The following is a 19679-nucleotide window of genomic DNA, read 5'->3' on the forward strand; positions in this document are numbered from 1 at the left end:
TACTATCTTTCTCCTTCTTCTCCCCTTTTTCTTGAGGCACTGCCATGAGCGACAACCTGCTGAGCATCCCTTGCACCACCATCAAAGGTGAGCAAAAGACCTTGGCCGATTTCGCCGGCAAGGCCGTGCTGGTGGTCAACACTGCCAGCAAGTGCGGTTTCACCCCGCAGTACAAGGGGCTGGAACAGCTTTGGCAGCAATACAAGGATCAGGGCTTGGTGGTGCTGGGCTTTCCCTGCAACCAGTTCGGCAAGCAGGAGCCGGGTGACGAAGGCGCGATCTCAGAATTCTGCGAGCTGAATTTCGGTGTCAGCTTCCCGTTGTTCAAGAAGATCGACGTGAATGGCAGCGATGCCCATCCACTGTTCGTGCAACTGAAAAAACAGGCGCCGGGCCTGCTGGGTTCCAAAGGCATCAAGTGGAACTTCACCAAGTTCCTCATCGGCCGCGACGGCCAGGTGGTCAAGCGCTTTGGCCCCACCACCAAGCCGCAGGACCTGACCCAAGAGATCGAAGCCCTGCTCAAATGATCCAGCCGCCCGCCGTGTCCCTGGCCCTGGACAACCAGCTGTGTTTCAAGCTCTACGCTGCTTCCAGGGCTGTTACACGCGCCTATAAGCCGATGCTCGACCAATTGGGCCTGACCTATCCGCAATATGTGGTGATGCTGGTGTTGTGGGAGTGGCACGACACGCCAACGTCGCAACCAACAGTCAAAGCCCTGGGCGAACGCCTGATGCTCGACTCGGGTACGTTGACGCCCTTGCTCAAGCGTCTGGAGCAACTTGCGCTGGTGCGGCGCCGGCGCAGTGCCCAGGATGAGCGGGAGGTTCACCTGAGCCTGAGTGACAGCGGCGTACAGCTGCGTGATCAGACCCTCGCCCTGAAAACCCGGCTGCTGTGCGCCAGTGGGGTTGACCTGAACCAGGCTGACGCCTTGCGTGACGGTCTGGATCAGTTGCTGGTGCAGATCAGAGCGTTGTCGTCCGAGGCACCCACAGGTCCAGCAGGGCATTGAGTTCTTCGCGGCGGAACGGTTTGGCCAGGTAGTCATTCATGCCCGCCGCACGGCACCGCTCGCGCTCCTCGGACAGCGCGTTGGCGGTCAACGCGACAATCGGCAGGTCCGGCCAGCGCCCGCTGCGGCGAATCTGTCGGCTGGCTTCATAGCCATCCATCACCGGCATGTTGCAGTCCATCAGCACCAGGTCGAAGGGTTGCTCTTCGAGGAGTTTGAGCGCTTCGCCGCCATGGGGCGCCACAATCACCTCGCAGCCCAGTTTGCTGAGCATGCCCTTGGCCACCAGTTGATTGACCGGGTTGTCCTCCACCAGCAGGATGCGCGCGCGATGCGCGAGGGGGGCCGCATCCAGCTGGATCGGATCAAGGATCAACTGCGTGCCTCTGTGCATGTTGCGCAGCAGGATCTGATACAGCGCGGTGCGGCTCAAAGGACGCGCCTGTTGGTGCAGGGGTACCAGCGCTGCCACTTCCTCGCTGGGCATGAAATTGCCATAGGCCGTCACCAGCAAAATGGGCGCGGTAATGCCCGGCCGTATGCGGAACAGGCATTCCGGGCAATCGGTAATCAGCAGGTCAGGCGTTTGCCCGCTCAAATCGTCATCCATGGTGAAACAACGCGGTGTCAGCCCCCAACTGGGCAGCAGTGTGGTGAGCAACTCCGTCAGGCCGCCGCCAGCGCTGGTGATGGCGATGACCTGGCCGCTCAGCGGCGGCGGCTGCACGGCGGGCAAATGGGTGGGCAGCGGGAGGTCTGCGCAGAATTGGCTGCCAAAGCCCACCTCCGAGCTGATACTCAACCGTCCCTTCATGGCTTCACAGAGGTTGTGGGTCAGCGCCAGACCCAGGCCCGTCCCGCCAAACTGGCGAGTGATACCGGCACCGGCCTGGGTGAACGGTTGGAAGATCTTCACCTGGGCATCCTGCGCAATACCGATGCCGGTATCGCAGACTTCAATACGCACGCCGCCGTCGTGGGTGTGCAGGCGCACATCAACGCGACCGAAGCGTGTGAACTTGAGGGCGTTGGACAGTAAGTTGCTGACGATCTGCCGCACACGGGTCGGGTCGCCCAGTACCTGGGCCGGAAACTGCGGGTCGATCAGGCACGTCAGTTCCACGCTCGGCGCTGCGTTCTGTGACAACAGGTTCGCGGTGTCTTCGACCAGCGCGCCGAGGTCGAACGGGATGCGCTCCAGCTCCAACTGCCCGGCATCAAACTTGGACAGGTCGAGAATATCGTTGAGCAACTCCACCAGCACTTTGCCCGAGTCATGGGCGATAGACAGTTGCTGGCGTTGCTCGGCGTTCAACGGGCTGTCCAGCGACAGCGCGATCATGCCCAGCAGGCCGTTGAGCGGGGTGCGGATTTCGTGGCTCATGTTTGCGAGGAAAGCCGCCCGGGCCTGAGCCATGGCCAATGCATTCATCTTTGCCGCTTCGAGCTCATTGTTGGTCTGGGTCAGGCGCTGGTTGCTGGCCTTGAGTTCGAGGGTGCGAGCGGAGACGATGTCCTCCAGTTGCCCCAGGTATTCCGTCAATCGGTCTTCGGCGTGACGGCGTTGCTGGATTTCGGTTTCCATGTTTTCGAATTGCTGGTTGGCGACATTCACCAACACGCCGATTTCATCGTGCTCATGCCCCGGCGGGCAATCCAGGCGGGCCTGCTTGCGGGTGCTCAGTTCACGGATAATGCGCACCAGCGGTTGAGTCAGCATCACATAGAACAGGCCCAGCAGAATCCCGGTCAGCAGCAGGCTGCGGGCAAATCCGTTGAGCAGGGTGATCTCGGCGCGGCGTAGGAACCGGCTGCCAAAAGCGTAAGTGTCGACATCCAGACGTAGTACGCCCAGTGACTCGTTGGGCATGTGGCTCAGAAACAGTTGGTCTTCGAACTGGCGGTTGGCGCCAAACATGAAGTCACTGATAGGCCGGTAAGTGCTTTCCTTGCGTGGCCGGTCGACATCGGCGAGTACCACGCCGTTGTTGTCGATCAACTGCGCGCGAATGATGGCTGGGGAGTGCAGCAGGCCGCGGGTCAGCTCCTGGGCCAGTTCGGCATCGATGTTGTAGGCAATACGTGACGCCGGGTTATGGCTGATTTCGATCAGCGAGCGTATTTCACGGTTGATGGATGCGTCTTCACTGGCATAATCAATGCCGATTTGGATCAGGCTGAGCAAGGTTCCCAAGACGAAACCGACCAGCACAGTCAATCTGGCTTGTTTAAAAGACAAGCGGTGGGCGAATTTGATATCCATCGAGTGTTGAACCACTTCACGTTTCCCTTCGCCCGGCAAGCATAGCTGAACATCCACAGGCTCAGGCTTGCCCGGCATAAATCGTTTTTTACGCAGCCCCAAGCGGTCTGTCGCAGGGTTGCCAATACGCCATCTTTTACAAGAACTTGCCAGAGGAATAATCGTGGACTCTCGATTGAATGCCTTTCTGGAGCGGGCCGATGCAGTGCTCGCTCGTCTGGAACCCTTGTTGCCCGCGCCACGCCAAGCCATCGACTGGAACCATTGCCTGGCCGCCCGTTGGCAGCGTGAAGGCCGCAGTGGTTTCCTGTTGCCCCTGGATGTGAGCCTGGACATGCGCCTGTCCGACCTGATTGGCGTGGACAAGCAACGTGAAACACTGGCGCGCAACACTCAGCAGTTTCTGGATGGGCTGCCCGCCAACCATGCGTTGCTGTGGGGTTCGCGCGGTACTGGTAAATCGTCCATGGTGCGCGCGTTGCTCGCCCAGCATGCCGAGGCCGGTTTGCGCCTGATCGAAATCGAGCGTGACCACCTGGCCGACTTGCCCCGTGTGGTTGAGCAACTGCTCAAGCTGCCGCAGCGTTTCATCCTGTTTTGTGACGACCTGTCGTTCGAGGCCGGCGAGGGCGACTACCGGGTACTCAAGAGCGTACTGGATGGCTCCCTGGAACAGGCGCCTGAAAACGTGCTGCTGTATGCCACGTCCAACCGCCGTCACTTGGTGCCGGAAAACCAGAGCGACAACGACAACTGGAAGCGCGTGGATGGCGAACTGCACCCCAGTGAGGCGGTGGAAGACAAGATTGCCCTGTCCGACCGTTTTGGCTTGTGGCTGTCGTTCTACCCGTTCACCCAGGAGCATTTTCTGGATGTGGTCGAGCACTGGATCGGTGAGCTGGCGAACAAGGCGGGTTTGCAGTGGCAGCGCGATGAAGCCCTCGACATTCTGGCCGTGCGCTGGGCGACCGGGCGCGGCAACCGCAACGGCCGTTGCGCGTATCAATTCGCCCGTTATTGGGTGGGCCTCAAATTATTGGAGCGTCAACCATGATCGATTTACAACAAGCTGGCACCGGTCTCGGTGGCTATGCCCTGCTGTGTGCCCAGTTGGAGTCGCTGCTGGCGGATGAACGCGATTTTATCGCCAACAGCGCGCAGTTTTCCGCTTTCCTGTTTAGCCAGTTGGATGACCTGAACTGGGCCGGCTTTTACCTTAACCGCAATGAAGAGCTGGTACTCGGCCCATTCCAGGGGCAGATCGCGTGTGTGCGTATTCCGTTTGGCCGAGGGGTCTGCGGTGCCGCTGCGGCCTCGCGGCAAACCCAACGGGTGGAAGATGTGCACGCGTTCCCCGGGCATATCGCTTGTGACAGCGCGTCCAACAGCGAACTGGTGGTGCCACTGGTCAAGGACGGCAAGTTGATTGGCGTCCTCGACCTCGATAGCCCCTTGCTGGCCCGATTTACCCCTCAGGACCAGGCGGGAATCGAACATCTGGCGGCGATCTTCCTGCGCTTGACCGACTGCTGATCAAGCAGGGGGGCGTAGCACGCCCCCTTATTGACCCTCCATCCCGTCAAGCTGCACCTGCAGCATCCTCTCCATCTCCAGCATCAGCTTTTCCAGGGATTTCACACCCGCATTGATCAGATGTCGTTCATCGCCGTGGGCACAGGTCTGTTCAAGGGCTTCGCAGTGCGAGGCCAGCGTACTGGCTTGAACGATGCGGGCAGCGCCCTTGATCTTGTGAGCCTGTTCGATGATGTTCTGGGCCGGGGCCTGCGCAGCCATCAGTGCGACCAACTCTTGGCGATCCTGACGGCTGCTTTTCAGTAGCTCTTCCAGCAAGCGACGGCTCATGTGCGGGTCGCCACCGGTAAGGTTCTCGAAATTGCCGAGGTCCAGGATCATGTGGGTGGGTTGCGGACTGATCTTTGCCAGTTGCCGTTCCAGCGCCGTGAGGCTAATGGGTTTGAACAGGCAGTCGTTCATGCCTGCTTCTGCGCAGCGGTGCTTCTCCTCGGGCTGTGCATTGGCGGTGAAGCCCAGCACGACGCAGGGCTTCAGGTGTTCGCGTTGTTCATATTCGCGGATTGAGCGACTCAACTCGTAGCCGTTCATGATGGGCATGTTGCAATCGGCGATCACCAGATCGAAGTGCTCCTGGCGCCACGCCTGGAAACCGGTGGCCCCGTTCTGGGCGGCAGTGAACTGGTGGCCCAGGAAACCGAGTTGCTGACACATCAGCAAACGGTTCGCCGGGTGGTCGTCCACCACCAGCACATTGAGCACGGTCGCGCTTGCAGGCGCCTCGGATTTGAGTTCGTCCGCCGTCGTCACCGGTTGCAGGCGCGTCATCCTCAGGCTCACATGCACTTGGGTACCCACCATGGGCACGCTGCTCAGGCTCAGTTGCCCGCCCATCATGGCGCACAGGCTGCGACAGATCACCAGCCCCAGGCCTGCGCCGCTCCTGGCCAGTTGCCCGGAATTGTCGGCCTGGGCAAAGGGTTCGAACAGGCGCTTCTGGTCGTCCCGGCTGATACCGATGCCGGTGTCTTCCACCACCAGTTTCATCTCGACCTGTTGCGCCAGCTCAGTGGGTAAGACTTGTACCTTGATTTTTACCTGGCCACGCTCGGTGAACTTGATGGCATTGCTGACCAGGTTCGACAGCACCTGCTTGAAGCGCAGTGGGTCGATCAAGACTTCAGTGTCTTCAAGGTCTGGCGTGAACTCCAGCATCAGGCTGAGGCTCTTTTGACGCGCCAGGCCGTCGAAGACACGCACCACCGACTCGATCACTTCCCGCAGGTTGACGCGCTCCGGTGCCAGGCTCAGACGCCCGGATTCGATACGCGCGATGTCCAGGATGTCGCCGATCAGTTCCAGCAGATCCTTGGCTGAGTTATAGGCCACTTCGATGGCCGGGCGATCAAGGTGGCCCTGGTCCGCCCGCTTGAGGGTCAGTTCCAGCATGCCGATCACCGCGTTCATCGGTGTGCGGATTTCATGGCTCATGGTCGCGAGGAACGTGCTCTTGGCCCGGTTGGCTTCGTCGGCTCGTTCCTTGGCGGTACGAAGTTCGTCGAACAGCTGGCGTCGCTCACTGATGTCTATCCAGCCACCGATGATGCCCTGAACTTCACCGACCGAGTCACGGTACGGCAGGATCCAGTGGTAGATCGTGAGTTTTTTTCCGCGAATATGCAGGGGGCGGTCCAGGATCATCGGTTTGCCTTCCGCCACCACGCGTTGATAGTCGGCATGGTATTGCGCCGCTTCCGTTGCAAGGGCTGTGCTGATCTGGACCGCACTTTTGCCTATCACGTCTTCGCGCTTGACGTCGAACACCTGCAGGTAGCTGTCATTGCAGGTCTGCAGCAGCCCCCTGCTATCACGTACATAGATCGGGTGCGGGGTTTCATTGACCAGTGCGCGCATGAACTCGAACTGATCATTGAGGGCGCGTTCGGCCATTTTCCGGTGACTGATCTGGCGGCGCATGTAAGCGTTCCAGCTCAGGGAAATCAGCAGCAGCAACCCGGTGCCGATGATGATGCGTGCAATGAGTTGGTGATAGTCACGCCAGTAACTGTCTGAGGCGGCGGTATAGCCGCGCCAACGACTGTTGATCACCCCCAGCTCATCCGGGGCGATGCTGAGCAGGGCTTTGTCGAGGATCGAGCTGAGTTCCGTGGCGCTGCGTGACGTCGCCAATCCAAAGGTGGCGGGCATGGTGCCAATGCTGAAGCTGATTTGAACCTTGTCCTGGAACATCTGCGAGGTCAGAAAGTAATTGGCGACCACCAGGGTATTCACGGCGCCCTCCACATGGCCTTGTACGAGCATCTCGGCTGACTTGAAGGTGTCACCGGCTTCTACCAGTTGAATCTTTGGGAACTGCTCGCGCAGGAATTTTTTCAGCGGGCTGCCCTGAGTGATTGCCAGGCGTTTGCCCTCCATTTCCTCCAGACCTGTGGGTGCCTGGCCGTCCTTGCGCGTCAGCATTACGTAGGAGTTTTCCAGGTAAGGGCGGCTGAAGTTGATTTGAGCCTCGCGTTCGACGCTCGGGATGATCGCCCCGATGATGTCCGCTTTGCCTGTCTCGACGTCTTCGATCATCGCGTTCACATCCCGCCCGCGCTGGATCTCGAAGCGCAGCCCGGTGCGCAGGCGAATCAGTTCCAGCAGGTCGGCGGTGACGCCGTGGAAATTGCCATCGGCATCGAAGAACGTCAGCGGCGCAAAGGTGGGGTTCACGATCACCTTGACCACCGGATTGTCTCTGAGCCAGCGTTCCTCGCGCTGCGTCAGTTGCAGCTTCTGGTCGGTCAACAGGATGTCGCTGCCGGCACTCCAGCGCTTGGCGATCGCTTCCCTTTCGGTGGTAGGCACGGCCCTCAGTGCTGCGTCGACGATGCTCAACAGGGTTTGCTGGTCCTGGGGCATCGCAAAGCTGAACCCATAGGCTTCATGTTTGCCGAAGTTCGCCATGCGGATGTTTTTCAGGTAGCCCTTGTTGATCATGTAGTGCGTGGAGATGGTATCGCCGAGAAAAACGTCAGCCTGGTCGAAAGCCACCGCATTCAAGGCGTTTTGATAAGAGGGGTAGGCGCGGATGATCGCCTTGGGGTACAGCTTCTCCACCTCGCCCAGCGGCAGGTAGTGGTAGACCAGTGCCAGACGCATCCCGGCCAGTCCGTCGCTCAGGCTGCGGGTCTCGCCTTCGCGGGTCACCAGCACCGGCCGGTCTGCGGCATAGGGCTCAGACAGGGTCAGGTTGGGGTTTGCCGCTTCAAAACTGTTGGAGGAGCCCAGTAAATCGATATCCCCAGCTTCAAGGGCCCGAATGGCGGCTTCTCGGGAGGGGTAGCGCAATACCTTTATCGGTAAGGCCAATGCCGTGGCCAGGAGGCCGGCGTAGTCCGCGGTGAGTCCCTCGTAGTCGTGCCCGCTGGAGGTCAGGTCAAACGGCGGATAGTCCGGGTATGCCGTTCCCAGCACCAATTCCCGTTTGTTTTGGAGCCATTGGCGCTGGGCCTTGTTCAGGTGGGTTTCCAGTTGCATGGAGTTTGCGCGACTCAATAGGTCGAAATGTTCCGGGCTCGCTGGAGGGGTTGCAGGCACGGCAGTGCTGAAGCACAAACCGGCACTCAATATAATCAAATAGTCCTTTATACGGCTGGGCATCCGCTTTCTCACACTAGCGCGTTTCGTTTTGCCATCTCGATAAGTTCTACCAAAGACTTGGCTTGAAGTTTTTGCATTAACCTCTTTTTGTAGGTGCTTACTGTTTTGTTGCTCAGAAACATGCCTTTGGCGATTTCCTTGTTGGTGCGACCTTGTGCGAAAAGTTGCAATACCATTAACTCGCGATCGTTAACGGCCTTGAACAGTTCAAGCTCCTTGCCGCTTTCGTCATTGGTGTTCAAGGCCTGGCTGGGGAAGTAGTTGTAACCTGACAAGACGGCACGGATGGCGCTCATCAGTTCACTCAGGTCGCCTTCCTTGCACACATAGCCATCGGCACCTGAACGCATGCAGCGTGTGGCAAACAGGGTGGGCGATTGAGCCGTCAGCACCAGGGTTTTCATCGAGGTGTTCATGGCGTTGAACCGGCACAGCACTTCCAGTCCATCGAGTTTCGGAATGCTGATGTCGAGGATGATCAGGTCCGGCATGCATTCGCGGACCATTTGGATGGCGTCGCACCCGTTATCCGTTTCGCCGACGACTTTGAAATTCTCTTCATGTTCCAACAACATTCGTATGGCGAGCCTTATAACCGGGTGGTCATCAATAATAAAAACTGTGTTCATGATCGTATTCCATGCGTGTGCAAATAAAGCGGGCACATTAGCTCAGAAGCTAAGGCAGGAGCATGAACTTGAAGGGGAGTAGGTATAAAACAGGAAAATTCCTACATCAAAAAAGGTAAAGGCCTACCGGCTGATAAGGCGTTGTAGGGCGAAAAGCCTATATTTCGCAGGGGCGTGAACTGAATCGTGGTGCCAGGGATTTTGCGGACGTTATGCGTGCAGTTTTCGACGGGTTTATATGTTTTAAGTCCTACATTTATAGTGTGAGTAATGGCAGGGTCAAACCTGCAAGTTCATCTTTGTTTAATGGCTTCGGCAAGTAGCCGAGCAACGGCAGGCCCCGTTTGAGCGCCAGGGCCTGCAGCGTTGAAAGTTCTGTCGCGGGCAGCCCGCTGAGCAGGATGGCGGCCTTGATAAAGCCACGGCGGCTGGCGATTTCAATCAGTTCAAGCCCAGGCAGATCGGGCAGGCACTGATCGCACAGGATAATGTCGAAGGGCGCCTCGGCCTGCGTCATGAAGCGAATCGCCTGTTCGGCGTTTTCCGCCGGGGTCAGATGCTCAAAGCCGAAGCTTTTGAGCAGGCATTGGGTGGCGAGCAATTGAAAGGGGTGATCCTCTACCAACAGGATCCGAAGGGGGTACTTGGGCATAGAAGGCACACGGTGAGTCAGGCGTCGATGGGAGGCACGCAAGAACGGTTTGCCAGATTCGCCCGGAGCGTGCGCGATTATTCCTCGGGTGTTTGTGCGAATTCGATCAGGCCGCTCTGTTCCCTTCGTAGGGCGATTCTCTTCAGGGAACAGGCAACTTGATGCATGACGTTACTGAGGGCTTGAACGCCCGGTCATTTCCCGCGCCATCTCAGTGGCATAGCTGTCGGTCATGCCGGCGATAAAGTCGATCATGCGCAGGAACGAGGCGTGCAGTGGCCAAGCAGGATTCGGCGCATTGTTGCCCAGCAGATCGAGAATGCGCCGGTTCTTGAAGGACGGCGTACGCCCGCCATGCTGCTCCAATGCCGCGCCACAAAAGGCGTTCAGCAGTATTTCCAGCGTGGTGTAGGCGCCAATTTCATGCAAAGTCTTGCGTTTGTCCTGGAAGATCTTCTTGCGCGCCATATCTTTGGCATCCAGCACGCAGCGTTTGGCCGGGCCGTGCATATGCTCCACCAGGTCGCCGGGCAGGGTGCCGGCCAGCAGGGCATCCTGCTGTTCGACGAAGGCTCTCGCCGCCGCGTTGGTCAAATGCTCGATGGCCTTGCCGCGCAGGATCGCCAGCTTGCGTCGGCGCGAGTCCTGGGGGCCGAGTTGCCGATAGGTCTGCGGCAGGTCGTCGCCCACCAAATCGAGCAGCAGCGACTCGACTTCGGCGTATTCCAGCAGATCCATTTCCAGGCCGTCCTCCAGGTCGATCAGGGCGTAGCAGATGTCATCCGCGGCTTCCATCAGATAGACCAGTGGGTGACGGGCCCAGCGTTGTTCTTCGAGTTGTGGCAGGCCGAGCTTGTGGGCGATCTGTTCGAGAATCGGCAGCTCGCTCTGGTAGCAACCGAACTTGTGTTTCTTGTAGCCCAGAGCGTCGGCGTGGCGAGCGGTCCAGGGGTATTTCAGGTAAGTGCCCAGGGTGGCATACGTCAGCCGCGTACCGCCGTCGAACTGGTGGTATTCAAGCTGGGTCAGTACCCGGAAACCTTGGGCATTGCCTTCGAAATTGAGGAAGTCATTGCGCTCGGCGCTGCTCATGTCATCCAGCCAGCCGCGCCCGGCTGCCTGTTGGAACCAGTGGCGGATAGCGTCTTCCCCAGAATGCCCGAATGGCGGATTGCCGATGTCGTGGGCCAGACAGGCCGATTGCACCACCATGCCCAGATCACTCGGGTCGCACCAGTCGGGCAGGGCGCTGCGCAGGGTTTCGCCGACGCGCATGCCGAGGGAGCGGCCCACGCAACTGACTTCCAGGGAGTGGGTCAGGCGGGTGTGGATATGATCGTTGCTGGACACCGGGTGCACTTGGGTCTTGCGGCCCAGGCGGCGAAACGCGCCGGAGAAAATAATGCGGTCATGGTCTTTGTGAAAGGGGCTGCGGCCGAGTTCTTCCGGGCTGTGCAGGGGCTTTCCAAGCCGTTCGCGGGTAAGCAGGGTAGGCCAATCCAAGGCGGGTACTCTCCGTGCGGTGAATGACCCACCCAGCTTCCCGGTTCCGCCCTGGCGGGGCAAGCGAAAATCTACAACCCGGCCGCGTCGATATCGATTAACAGCAAGCGCTGACCGTTATCGAAGAATTGTCCGGCGGTGAGGCAATACTGGTTGGTGGTGGCGTCGCGATAAGTCGAGGACAACGTCAGGCGCCGCTCGTCCCACCCTTCGGCCAGCAGATGGTAGAAATACGGGCGCCACGACCAGTTGTGGCCCAGGTAACGGTTGTCGGCTTGCCAGGCGTCATGGCGCCATTCCAGGTTGGGCGTGAGCTGCGTGCCATGCCGGTCGCACTGATAAAAACGCAGCAGCCAGGGGAAATCCGGCAATTGCGGCAACTGGTCAAGCGGCGCCTGGCCCAGGGCCCAGCTTTGCAGGATTTTCATCAACTCGGTCAATTGCTGGCGCAGGTGCATGATGCGCCCACGCTCCGCCAGTTTGTGCTGGACGTATGTCGTGCGCAGTTGGGCAAAGCGCGGTACGAAAGCGTCGGCGGCAAACCAGTCCAACTGTGCCTGGGCAAACAGATAGCCTTGTACATAGCGCGAGCCGCATTCCAGGGCAAAGCTCAGTTGTGCCTCGGTTTCCACGCCTTCGGCAATGATCCAGCAGCCGGTTTTTTCCGCCATCTGAGCCAGTGCCCGCACCACATCACTGCTTGGCCCGCCCTTGGCGGCTTCCTGGAACAGGCGCATGTCCAGCTTGAGGATATCCGGCTGCAACGCCAGTACCCGGTCAAGCTGTGAGTAGCCCGCGCCGAAGTCATCAATCGCGATGCGCGCACCGGCCTGGCGATACCGCGCGACCACATCGGCCAGGCGCTGGATATCACCGCCCAGTTCAGTGATCTCGAACACGATGCGCTGCGGGTCAACCCCGTGGGCGTGGATTTGTTTCAGACTCGGCAGGGCCTGGCCCGGACGCAATCGGTTGATCCAGCGCGGCGAGATGTTGAGGCTCAGAAACCAGTCTTGGGGCGCTTCATGCAGGCGGCTCAAGGCATTGTCGCGCAGCTGCCGGTCGAGGCGGCGCAAGGTCGTGCCTGGCGTGCGCGGGTCGGCGAACAACGGGCCCACGGACTGCAAGCTGCCGTCGGCCTGGCGCAGGCGTCCCAGTGCCTCTACGCCGGCAATGCGTCCGGTGGCAGTGTCGATAAACGGTTGGAAGCAGGCGAGCGGTTGCCCGTCAATCACAGGGCCTCCTTATGGGAGATAGCGAAAAAAAGAGGCCCGGCCTTCAATGACGAAGGCCGGGCCGATTCTGTTTGCAAGAATGCAGCCAGCAGGGCTTATCCTTTGCGTGAAGTCCCCGCCATCGCCAATTTGATCAGAGGGATCAAACCGGCGCCCAGCCGCACCAGTCGGGTGATGCTGCTGATACTGCCGCCCTTGGCCCCCTTGCCGGTAAAGAAACCCATCAGCGTCACCGCCGCCACGCCCCACAGCGGCGCGTGCTTGATACCCAGGCTGTCCTGCCAGTTGTGGCGCATGTCGCGCACTTTGTGCAGCGGTGCCATCAATTGTTGGGACTCGTGACGGATTTCCTGGCGGTGCATTTCCATGCGCAGGCGGATCAGCGCCTTGCGCATTTCCCGACGGGAAGTGTTGTGCGGGATCTCAGTCAGGCTCATGGCAGCAGGCGCTCCCGATCATTGGCCAGCTCTTCAAGCGTGGCGTGGAAGGGCGTGGATTCATCGAACACCGCAGCTTTCAAGCGCACCCCGCAGAACGCGGCGGCCAGGCTGTAGAACACGCAGAGGCAGATGATGCCGGTCAGACGGTAGCCGGTGTCCCAGACGAGGATCATCACCAGTGTCGACAACCCCATCAGCAATAACAGGGCAAACACCAAGGCCAAGCCGGCAAACAGCAGCAGGCTGACGGTGCGTGCTTTCTGCTCCTGCAATTCGATGCCGAACAGTTCGACGTGGCTGTGCAGCAAGCCTAGAACGGCCGCGCCCAGGCGTCGTGAGGTAGAACTTGCGCCCGTAGCCGAGCCGCTTTCGCCGATAGACATGATTAGCGCCTTGTAGCCAGCAGGCCGATCAAAAAGCCCACGCCGGCCGCGATACCCACCGACTGCCAAGGGTTGGCTTGTACGTAATCTTCCGTAGCAGTGACCGCCGCCTGACCGCGCTCGCGCAAGGAATCTTCGGTCAGTTGCAGGGTATCGCGGGCCTTGAGCAGGCTTTCATGAATCTTGCTGCGCAGCTCGTCGGCCTGGTCGCCGGCCAGGATCGCCGTGTCATCCAGCAGTTTTTCGGTGTCACTGACCAGGGTTTGAAAATCCGCCATCAGTATTTCCTGGGCTGTCTGTGCTGTTTTTCTGGCCATGGTTATCTCCGTGATTGGCTGATCGGTACGTGTGGTTTCGAGTCACCCGCATCGGTGAAGGTTCAGTGCAATTGTGTGGTACAGCTTTTGCTTTGCCATGGTGCGCATGCACGAGTGCCTGCGCTGAATCTGGGCGGTAAGGCCTCAAGCCATCAAAAACCTTACCCTAAATAACTGAAACTCGCGGAAAAACCCTGTCGGCAACGGCCTGTTGTGTTGAACGCTGCGCTAAAGCGGTTCACGCCCTCTCAAGAGGGGCGGAGCCGGCGGTGCCAATTTAGTGCGCGCAATCGTGGCCTGAACCGCTTTGGTGCTTTTTGCCTTTAATGCAGGCCTGCCAACCTCCATGGAAAATTTGCAAAGTGCGGTGGACACCCTGGTCCACAGCTCAAACACCCTGTTTATCCTGATCGGCGCGGTCATGGTGCTGGCCATGCACGCCGGCTTCGCGTTCCTGGAAGTCGGCACGGTACGCCAGAAAAACCAGGTCAATGCACTGTCGAAGATCCTCAGCGACTTCGCCATCTCCACCCTGGCCTATTTCTTTATAGGCTATTGGATCTCCTACGGCGTGAGCTTCATGCAACCGGCGGCGGTGATCAGCGCCGACCACGGTTATGGCCTGGTGAAGTTCTTCTTCCTGCTGACATTCGCGGCGGCAATCCCGGCGATTATCTCCGGCGGCATTGCCGAGCGTGCAAAGTTCGCTCCGCAGTTGTGCGCCACCGCATTGATCGTGGCGTTTATCTACCCGCTTTTCGAAGGCATGGTCTGGAACGGCAATTTCGGCCTGCAAGCCTGGTTACTTGCGACCTTTGGTGCCAGCTTCCATGACTTTGCCGGCTCGGTGGTGGTACACGCCATGGGCGGCTGGCTGGCGTTGGCGGCGGTATTGCTGCTCGGCCCGCGTAACGGGCGCTACAGGGAAGGGCGCCTGGTTGCATTTGCACCGTCGAGCATTCCGTTCCTGGCGCTCGGGTCGTGGATTCTCATCGTCGGCTGGTTCGGCTTTAACGTGATGAGCGCGCAAACCCTCAACGGCGTCAGCGGCCTGGTGGCGGTCAACTCGTTGATGGCGATGGTCGGTGGCACAGTGGCTGCGTTGGTGATCGGGCGTAACGACCCAGGCTTCCTGCATAACGGCCCGCTCGCCGGGCTGGTGGCGATCTGCGCCGGGTCCGACTTGATGCACCCGGTGGGCGCGCTGGTCACTGGGGTAGTCGCCGGTGGGCTGTTTGTGTGGTGCTTCATCGCCGCCCAGGATCGCTGGAAGATTGACGACGTGCTGGGTGTGTGGCCGCTGCATGGCCTGTGCGGTGTGTGGGGCGGGATTGCCTGCGGCATCTTTGGCCAGACGGCGCTGGGCGGCCTGGGCGGCGTGAGCCTGATCAGCCAGTTGATCGGCACCGGCCTCGGCGTGGCGGTTGCATTTGGCGGCGGCCTGCTGGTGTACGGCGTGATCAAGCGCGTCGGCGGCCTGCGCCTGAGCCAGGAGCAGGAGTACTACGGCGCGGATCTGTCGATCCACAAGATCGGCGCGGTCAGTCAGGATTGATCGGCGCGTCGTTGCTGTTCGGCGGCGTGTAAAAGCCGTGGAGCAGTCGATAGCGGTTATGCCGCACTTCATCGACCCGCGCCTGCACCTGTTGGTCCGGCAGGCCCAGCAGGATCAAGGCGTGGGAGGCAAGCATCAGGCTCGACTCCAATAGCTCGGGCACCACTTCGCTGGCGCCCGCAGCTTTCAACTCGGCCCACTGGCTGTCATCGCGGGTACGCACCAGGATCGGCACATCGGGGTTGATGCGACGCGCCTCCTTCAGTACCACCAGGGCGACATCGCTGTTGTCCACGGCAATCACCACCAACCGCGCGCGTTCCAGCCCCACTGCACTGAGCAAGGCGCCGCGACGGCAGTCGCCGTAATGCACGCTGCTGTCTTCGGTGGCGGTTTCCTGTACCCGTTCCGGGTCGTCATCCAGGGCGATAAACGTTTGTTGTTCGTGGCGCAGAAAACGCCCGATGGACTGCCCGACGCGGCCGTAGCCACAGATCACCGCGTGGTCGCGCAGCTCGGCATTGAGCGCGGTGATTTCTTCCAGTTGCACTTGCTGGTTGGGCTTGCGGTGCAGGCGCAGGGCAATTGCCGGTGCGGCACGCAACAGCAGTGGCGTCAGCAGCATTGAGCAAAACGTGGCGGCGAGCAGCAGGCCATTGAATTGATCCGGGATCAGCCGGCTTTGCTGCATTTGCGCCATCAGTGCAAAACAGAACTCACCGCCTTGGGCGAGGGCCAGGCCGCTGCGCCAGGCTGTTTCGCTGTCGCTGCCGCGCAGCTTGACCAGCACCGCCACCACGCAACCTTTAACCAGCATCAGTGTAAGCGTCAGGCCAAGGATCAGCAGGCTGTGGCTGATGAACAACTGCAGGTCAATCAACATGCCGATGCTGACGAAAAACAGCCCCAGCAGGATGTCGCGAAACGGGCGGATATCCGCTTCGATCTGGTGACGGTAATGGCTCTCACCCAGCAGCATGCCGGCCAGGAACGCACCGAGGGCCGGGGACAGGCCAAGCAAGTGAGTGAGCCAGGCGGTCAGCAACACGATCACCAGCGCCAGCAGCACAAACAGTTCTGCCGAATGGGACGCGGCGACCTCACGGAACAGGCGCGGCAACAACCAGCGACTGGCCAGCAGCAGGCCAACAAACAGCACCACGGTTTTGCCCAGGGTCAGCGGCAGCGCCCAGTACCAGGCGTGGTCGCTGCTGCCGGCAAACACCGGCACCAGGGTCAGCAGCAAAACGGCGACCACGTCCTGGAACAGCAGTACGCCAATCGCATTCTGCCCATGGCTGCTGAAAATTTCCCCAAGGCTGCCCAGCTCTTTACTGACGATCGCCGTGGAGGACAACGCCAGCCCCGCCCCCAGCAGCAAGGCGATGCCGGGCGCCACACCAAAGCCCATCAATACGCCCCCCAACAGCGCACTGCACCCCAGCACCTGCAAACTGCCCAGGCCAAACACCACGCGGCGCAGGGCGAGCATCTTGGTCAGGGAGAACTCCAGGCCCAGGGAAAACAGCAGGAACACCACGCCAAGCTCGGCGAGATCGGGCAGCTCTTCGCTGTCGTTCACCCAGTCCAGCGCCGTAGGCCCCACCGCCAGGCCCACGCACAGGTAGCCCAGCACGGGCGGCAATTGCAGCCGGCGAAACAGCGCAATCACCACCAGGGATGAGGCCAGAATGATCAGCAGGTTGGCGAACACAAGCATCTCCGTTGCAGGGTGAGCGGGCAAAAAGCCGCGAGAATCGCTGAATCAGTTATAGGTCATGCTGATCTGGATCAGGGTTTATCGGCTCGCCACCGGTACTGAGCAGGCCTAGAATGTTGATCTGTTTTCTGATCAGGTCCTTTCGTCATGCTTCCTGAATGCCAGCTGTTCGGCACCCTGGGTTGCCATCTTTGTGAGATTGCCGAAGCCGAAATCATGCCGCTCGTCGAACACGGGGTGCTGGTGGAACTGGTGGATATCACCGATCCCGCTGACCTCACCGAAGCCTACGGCCTGCGGATTCCGGTGCTCAGAAGGGTGGACACCGGTGCCGAACTGGATTGGCCTTTCGACACTGAGCAGGTTGTCGCCTTCTTGCGCTGACGCTTCTGCGATGGCGGGTTTCCAATTATTACGTTACTGTATGTTTGTACAGCGATTGAATAGAGGGAACGCCCGTGGTGAATGTTGAACAACTGAAAAGCAGCGTCAATCGCATGTCCGCCGACGTCGTGCGCGACGCGGTGAACGAGCTGCGCCTCGATGGCCTGGTCACGGAAGGCAAGACGCCCTTTAACAAAGTGCATTTCAATACCTGCTTCGCGGAGATCGAAGCGTTGTTCCAGCGCGCCGGTTACCACAAGCAACTGGACGTGGTGGGTTATCAGGGGCTGCTTTACGCTTTGTACGATCCGGGCCGCTGGGACGCGGTGGATGTGCTGCGCTGGCTGAAGGAGTTCACCGACGCGGCCAGTGCGTCGCCTGTCCTGCGAGCGCAATTGGCTAAAGCCTGAGATCCGCCCTAGGCTGAGTCCCGCTTCATGCGGGATAATGCCCGCCGGTTTTTCAAGGCTTCGAGCATCGGCATGTCCACTTCCGGTTTTTCCGCGTCCCAACATCAAGCCAGCACCCTGTACCTGCCGCCTGGCCCTTGGGCGACCGTGCTCGATTGCCTGTGCGGGCACTTCCCGGCGATCAGCCGTGAACACTGGTTGGACCGCATCGGCCGTGGGCGGGTGTTGGATATCAACGGCAGCCCCATCCAGCTGGACCTGGCCTACAAGGAAGGTCTGTGCATTTACTACTTCCGTGAAGTACCGAACGAAAAGGTGATCCCGGCGCAGGAAACCATCCTGTATGCCGACGAGCATCTGGTGGTGGCGGATAAACCGCACTTCCTGCCCGTGACCCCGGCCGGCGAGTACGTCGAGCAAACCTTGCTGCGCCGCCTGATTCGCTGCCTGGATAATCCCTCACTGGTGCCCTTGCACCGTATCGACCGGCACACGGCGGGGCTGGTACTGTTCTCGGCCAATCCCGCCAGCCGCTCGGCCTATCAGCAGCTGTTTCCCACACGCCAGATCGATAAGTTCTACGAAGCCATCGCACCAGCGTTGCCTGACCTGAGCTTTCCCAGGGTGCATAAAAGCCGACTGGTCGATGGCGAGCCGTTCTTTCGCATGCAGGAAGGCCCTGGCACCGCCAACACCGAAACGGCGGTGGAAGTGCGCGAGAAAAACGGCGATCTGTGGCGCTACGGCCTGTTCCCGGTGACCGGCAAGAAGCACCAGTTGCGTGTGCACATGAGCGCCCTCGGCGCGAGTATTTGCAACGACCCGTTCTACCCCGACGTGATCAAGGACGCGGTAGACGACTACGCCAACCCCCTCAAACTGCTCGCCCAGGGGGTGCGGTTCATCGACCCGGTTACGGGTGAAGAACGCAGTTTCCGCAGCCAGATAACCCTCGACTGGTAACCGCCAGAAACGACAAGGCCCGCGCGAGGCGGGCCTTGTTGGCAAACGCTAAGATTTACAGGTCTTTTACGGTGCGAACCTGATCTTTATTGATGCGGGTGCGCTTGCCGTCAAGTTGTTCGAATTCGTAGAAACCCGAATCTTCGTTGTATTTCGGGGTGTCGACGGCCTGGATTTCGCGACCGTCATTCAGTGTGATCACTGTTGGCGAAGCGCAACCTGCGAGGGTGGCGAGGCCCAGTGCAAGCATGAGAGCGGCGATGGTCCGTTGAGTCATGGGTTTGTCTCCGAGAGAATACTTTTTGATTGCTGACCTTGAGACGTGTAAGACGTCGCCAAAGTTCCTTGTGCGAAATTTCATTCTGACACGTCAGCGCTCGGCTTTAACAGCTCGGGCGTATTAAGGTTTGCCAAGCGCGGGTCATCTGCCGGGCACGCCAGGCCCACGCCGCCCAACTGCAGGAAGATCTTGCGCGGGCTGCGCTCACCCGTGTTCCAGGCCCGTTCTACCTCGGTTTTGAGGTGGGTGGGGATGATGCAGATCAAGGGTTCCCAGAATGCGCCGTGACGCACCATCACGGGCACCAATGGGTTTTGCCGCGCGGTCTCGCGCAGGTCGGCCAGTAGTCGTGTGTCGATATTCGGCACATCGCACGGCAATATCAGCAGGTGCTCATGGCGCGCTACGGCGAGCCCGGCGCGGATACCGGCGAGGGGGCCCGGGAAGTCCGGGCTGTCGTCACTCACCAGCGTATCGGCATAGGGCGCGTAGCGGTCCTGGTTGCGGTTGCACGAGATGATCAGGTCATCCGTCAGTGGCCGCACCAGGCCTTGCAGATGGGCGATCAAGGGCTGGCCGCGCCACGCCAGCAGGCCCTTGTCCTGGCCGCCCATGCGCTGGCCGCGTCCACCTGACAACAGCAGAATCGAGCAGGGCAGGGGCGAAGAATCTAACGACATAAGGGTTCCGCTACGGCAGGTAAACAGGGGCCTGTGATATAACACCGGGCT

General features: G+C 59.9%; 20 protein-coding genes. 8 read left to right on the forward strand and 12 right to left on the reverse strand.

Annotation, left to right across the window (positions count from 1 at the left end; genetic code table 11):
• The first annotated feature begins 44 nt into the window (after window positions 1-44).
• Window positions 45-530 carry a glutathione peroxidase gene (locus AB3G88_RS08425; protein ID WP_099586796.1) on the forward strand — a complete coding sequence of 162 codons (486 nt, stop codon included), beginning with the start codon at window positions 45-47 and terminating at the stop codon, window positions 528-530.
• Window positions 527-1018 (forward strand): MarR family winged helix-turn-helix transcriptional regulator, encoded by a 492-nt coding sequence (locus AB3G88_RS08430; protein ID WP_112194261.1) that lies wholly within the window; start codon window positions 527-529, stop codon window positions 1016-1018. Before AB3G88_RS08425 ends, AB3G88_RS08430 begins: the two co-directional genes overlap by 4 nt.
• Here AB3G88_RS08430 and AB3G88_RS08435 read toward each other — a convergent pair.
• Window positions 972-3281, reverse strand: coding sequence for a hybrid sensor histidine kinase/response regulator (locus AB3G88_RS08435; RefSeq protein WP_112194263.1), 2310 nt, complete (start codon window positions 3279-3281; stop codon window positions 972-974). The two genes, AB3G88_RS08430 and AB3G88_RS08435, sit on opposite strands and share 47 nt — an antisense overlap.
• 163 nt (window positions 3282-3444) lie before the next feature.
• Between AB3G88_RS08435 and AB3G88_RS08440 the strand changes: the two genes are divergently transcribed.
• Both AB3G88_RS08440 and AB3G88_RS08445 read left to right on the forward strand, forming a co-directional pair.
• Window positions 3445-4335: an ATP-binding protein gene (locus AB3G88_RS08440; RefSeq protein WP_099586793.1), complete on the forward strand. Its 891-nt coding sequence runs from the start codon at window positions 3445-3447 to the stop codon at window positions 4333-4335.
• Window positions 4332-4814, forward strand: coding sequence for a free L-methionine (R)-S-oxide reductase MsrC (locus AB3G88_RS08445; RefSeq protein WP_112194267.1), 483 nt, complete (start codon window positions 4332-4334; stop codon window positions 4812-4814). The genes AB3G88_RS08440 and AB3G88_RS08445 overlap by 4 nt, the downstream gene beginning before the upstream one ends.
• 27 nt (window positions 4815-4841) lie before the next feature.
• Here AB3G88_RS08445 and AB3G88_RS08450 read toward each other — a convergent pair whose 3' ends face one another.
• The 8 genes from AB3G88_RS08450 to AB3G88_RS08485 all read right to left on the reverse strand — a co-directional run bounded on the left by AB3G88_RS08450 (window position 4842) and on the right by AB3G88_RS08485 (window position 13636).
• Entirely contained in the window at window positions 4842-8477 is a 3636-nt protein-coding gene (locus AB3G88_RS08450) for a transporter substrate-binding domain-containing protein (protein ID WP_480453677.1), read from the reverse strand.
• An 8-nt stretch (window positions 8478-8485) separates the two neighbouring features.
• The gene (locus AB3G88_RS08455) at window positions 8486-9106 is read right to left on the reverse strand and encodes a response regulator transcription factor (protein ID WP_099586790.1); all 621 of its coding nucleotides are present in this window, start codon (window positions 9104-9106) and stop codon (window positions 8486-8488) included.
• 256 nt (window positions 9107-9362) lie between these two features.
• Window positions 9363-9758, reverse strand: coding sequence for a response regulator (locus tag AB3G88_RS08460; protein ID WP_480453678.1), 396 nt, complete (start codon window positions 9756-9758; stop codon window positions 9363-9365).
• Between the two features lie 171 nt (window positions 9759-9929).
• Window positions 9930-11261 (reverse strand): deoxyguanosinetriphosphate triphosphohydrolase, encoded by a 1332-nt coding sequence (locus tag AB3G88_RS08465; RefSeq protein WP_099586788.1) that lies wholly within the window; start codon window positions 11259-11261, stop codon window positions 9930-9932.
• Window positions 11262-11332: 71 nt separating this feature from the next.
• Entirely contained in the window at window positions 11333-12496 is a 1164-nt protein-coding gene (locus tag AB3G88_RS08470) for an EAL domain-containing protein (protein ID WP_400528793.1), read from the reverse strand.
• Window positions 12497-12591: 95 nt separating this feature from the next.
• On the reverse strand, window positions 12592-12933 hold the full coding sequence (locus AB3G88_RS08475; RefSeq protein WP_099586786.1) for a hypothetical protein: 342 nt from the start codon (window positions 12931-12933) through the stop codon (window positions 12592-12594).
• The gene (locus AB3G88_RS08480; RefSeq protein WP_480453680.1) at window positions 12930-13319 is read right to left on the reverse strand and encodes a phage holin family protein; all 390 of its coding nucleotides are present in this window, start codon (window positions 13317-13319) and stop codon (window positions 12930-12932) included. The genes AB3G88_RS08475 and AB3G88_RS08480 overlap by 4 nt, the downstream gene beginning before the upstream one ends.
• A 2-nt stretch (window positions 13320-13321) precedes the next feature.
• Window positions 13322-13636, reverse strand: coding sequence for an ElaB/YgaM/YqjD family protein (locus AB3G88_RS08485; RefSeq protein ID WP_480453681.1), 315 nt, complete (start codon window positions 13634-13636; stop codon window positions 13322-13324).
• A 346-nt stretch (window positions 13637-13982) separates the two neighbouring features.
• On the opposite strand from AB3G88_RS08485, the gene AB3G88_RS08490 reads away from it, so the two are divergent.
• Window positions 13983-15191, forward strand: a complete 1209-nt coding sequence (locus AB3G88_RS08490; RefSeq protein WP_480453683.1) for an ammonium transporter — start codon at window positions 13983-13985, stop codon at window positions 15189-15191.
• Here AB3G88_RS08490 and AB3G88_RS08495 read toward each other — a convergent pair.
• Window positions 15178-16911, reverse strand: coding sequence for a cation:proton antiporter (locus tag AB3G88_RS08495; RefSeq protein WP_191947418.1), 1734 nt, complete (start codon window positions 16909-16911; stop codon window positions 15178-15180). The genes AB3G88_RS08490 and AB3G88_RS08495 overlap by 14 nt on opposite strands.
• A 147-nt stretch (window positions 16912-17058) precedes the next feature.
• Here AB3G88_RS08495 and AB3G88_RS08500 point away from each other — a divergent pair, with 147 nt between their 5' ends.
• From AB3G88_RS08500 to AB3G88_RS08510, 3 genes are all read left to right on the forward strand, one after another.
• A complete protein-coding gene (locus AB3G88_RS08500) occupies window positions 17059-17295 on the forward strand; it encodes a glutaredoxin family protein (protein ID WP_480453686.1) in 237 nt (78 codons plus the stop codon).
• Window positions 17296-17369: 74 nt separating this feature from the next.
• Window positions 17370-17705 (forward strand): transcriptional regulator, encoded by a 336-nt coding sequence (locus AB3G88_RS08505; RefSeq protein WP_099586783.1) that lies wholly within the window; start codon window positions 17370-17372, stop codon window positions 17703-17705.
• A 72-nt stretch (window positions 17706-17777) separates the two neighbouring features.
• Window positions 17778-18668 (forward strand): pseudouridine synthase, encoded by an 891-nt coding sequence (locus AB3G88_RS08510; RefSeq protein ID WP_099586836.1) that lies wholly within the window; start codon window positions 17778-17780, stop codon window positions 18666-18668.
• Between the two features lie 55 nt (window positions 18669-18723).
• Here AB3G88_RS08510 and AB3G88_RS08515 read toward each other — a convergent pair whose 3' ends face one another.
• Entirely contained in the window at window positions 18724-18945 is a 222-nt protein-coding gene (locus tag AB3G88_RS08515) for a YgdI/YgdR family lipoprotein (RefSeq protein ID WP_010211805.1), read from the reverse strand.
• Between the two features lie 80 nt (window positions 18946-19025).
• Window positions 19026-19628, reverse strand: a complete 603-nt coding sequence (mobA, locus tag AB3G88_RS08520; RefSeq protein WP_099586782.1) for a molybdenum cofactor guanylyltransferase MobA — start codon at window positions 19626-19628, stop codon at window positions 19026-19028.
• Window positions 19629-19679 lie beyond the last annotated feature (51 nt).

It is taken from the genome of Pseudomonas arvensis (assembly GCF_056688935.1).

Bases quoted from the DNA above. Each gene is read 5' to 3' on its own strand.
- AB3G88_RS08445 (WP_112194267.1), top strand. From the start codon at position 4,332: ATGATCGATTTACAACAAGCTGGCACCGGTCTCGGTGGCTATGCCCTG.
- AB3G88_RS08495 (WP_191947418.1), bottom strand. From the start codon at position 16,911: ATGCTTGTGTTCGCCAACCTGCTGATCATTCTGGCCTCATCCCTGGTG.
- AB3G88_RS08460 (WP_480453678.1), bottom strand. From the start codon at position 9,758: ATGCCCAAGTACCCCCTTCGGATCCTGTTGGTAGAGGATCACCCCTTT.
- AB3G88_RS08480 (WP_480453680.1), bottom strand. From the start codon at position 13,319: ATGTCTATCGGCGAAAGCGGCTCGGCTACGGGCGCAAGTTCTACCTCA.
- AB3G88_RS08435 (WP_112194263.1), bottom strand. From the start codon at position 3,281: ATGGATATCAAATTCGCCCACCGCTTGTCTTTTAAACAAGCCAGATTG.
- AB3G88_RS08475 (WP_099586786.1), bottom strand. From the start codon at position 12,933: ATGAGCCTGACTGAGATCCCGCACAACACTTCCCGTCGGGAAATGCGC.
- AB3G88_RS08455 (WP_099586790.1), bottom strand. From the start codon at position 9,106: ATGAACACAGTTTTTATTATTGATGACCACCCGGTTATAAGGCTCGCC.
- AB3G88_RS08515 (WP_010211805.1), bottom strand. From the start codon at position 18,945: ATGACTCAACGGACCATCGCCGCTCTCATGCTTGCACTGGGCCTCGCC.
- AB3G88_RS08510 (WP_099586836.1), top strand. From the start codon at position 17,778: ATGTCCACTTCCGGTTTTTCCGCGTCCCAACATCAAGCCAGCACCCTG.
- AB3G88_RS08485 (WP_480453681.1), bottom strand. From the start codon at position 13,636: ATGGCCAGAAAAACAGCACAGACAGCCCAGGAAATACTGATGGCGGAT.
- AB3G88_RS08500 (WP_480453686.1), top strand. From the start codon at position 17,059: ATGCTTCCTGAATGCCAGCTGTTCGGCACCCTGGGTTGCCATCTTTGT.
- mobA (WP_099586782.1), bottom strand. From the start codon at position 19,628: ATGTCGTTAGATTCTTCGCCCCTGCCCTGCTCGATTCTGCTGTTGTCA.
- AB3G88_RS08490 (WP_480453683.1), top strand. From the start codon at position 13,983: ATGGAAAATTTGCAAAGTGCGGTGGACACCCTGGTCCACAGCTCAAAC.
- AB3G88_RS08425 (WP_099586796.1), top strand. From the start codon at position 45: ATGAGCGACAACCTGCTGAGCATCCCTTGCACCACCATCAAAGGTGAG.
- AB3G88_RS08450 (WP_480453677.1), bottom strand. From the start codon at position 8,477: ATGCCCAGCCGTATAAAGGACTATTTGATTATATTGAGTGCCGGTTTG.
- AB3G88_RS08430 (WP_112194261.1), top strand. From the start codon at position 527: ATGATCCAGCCGCCCGCCGTGTCCCTGGCCCTGGACAACCAGCTGTGT.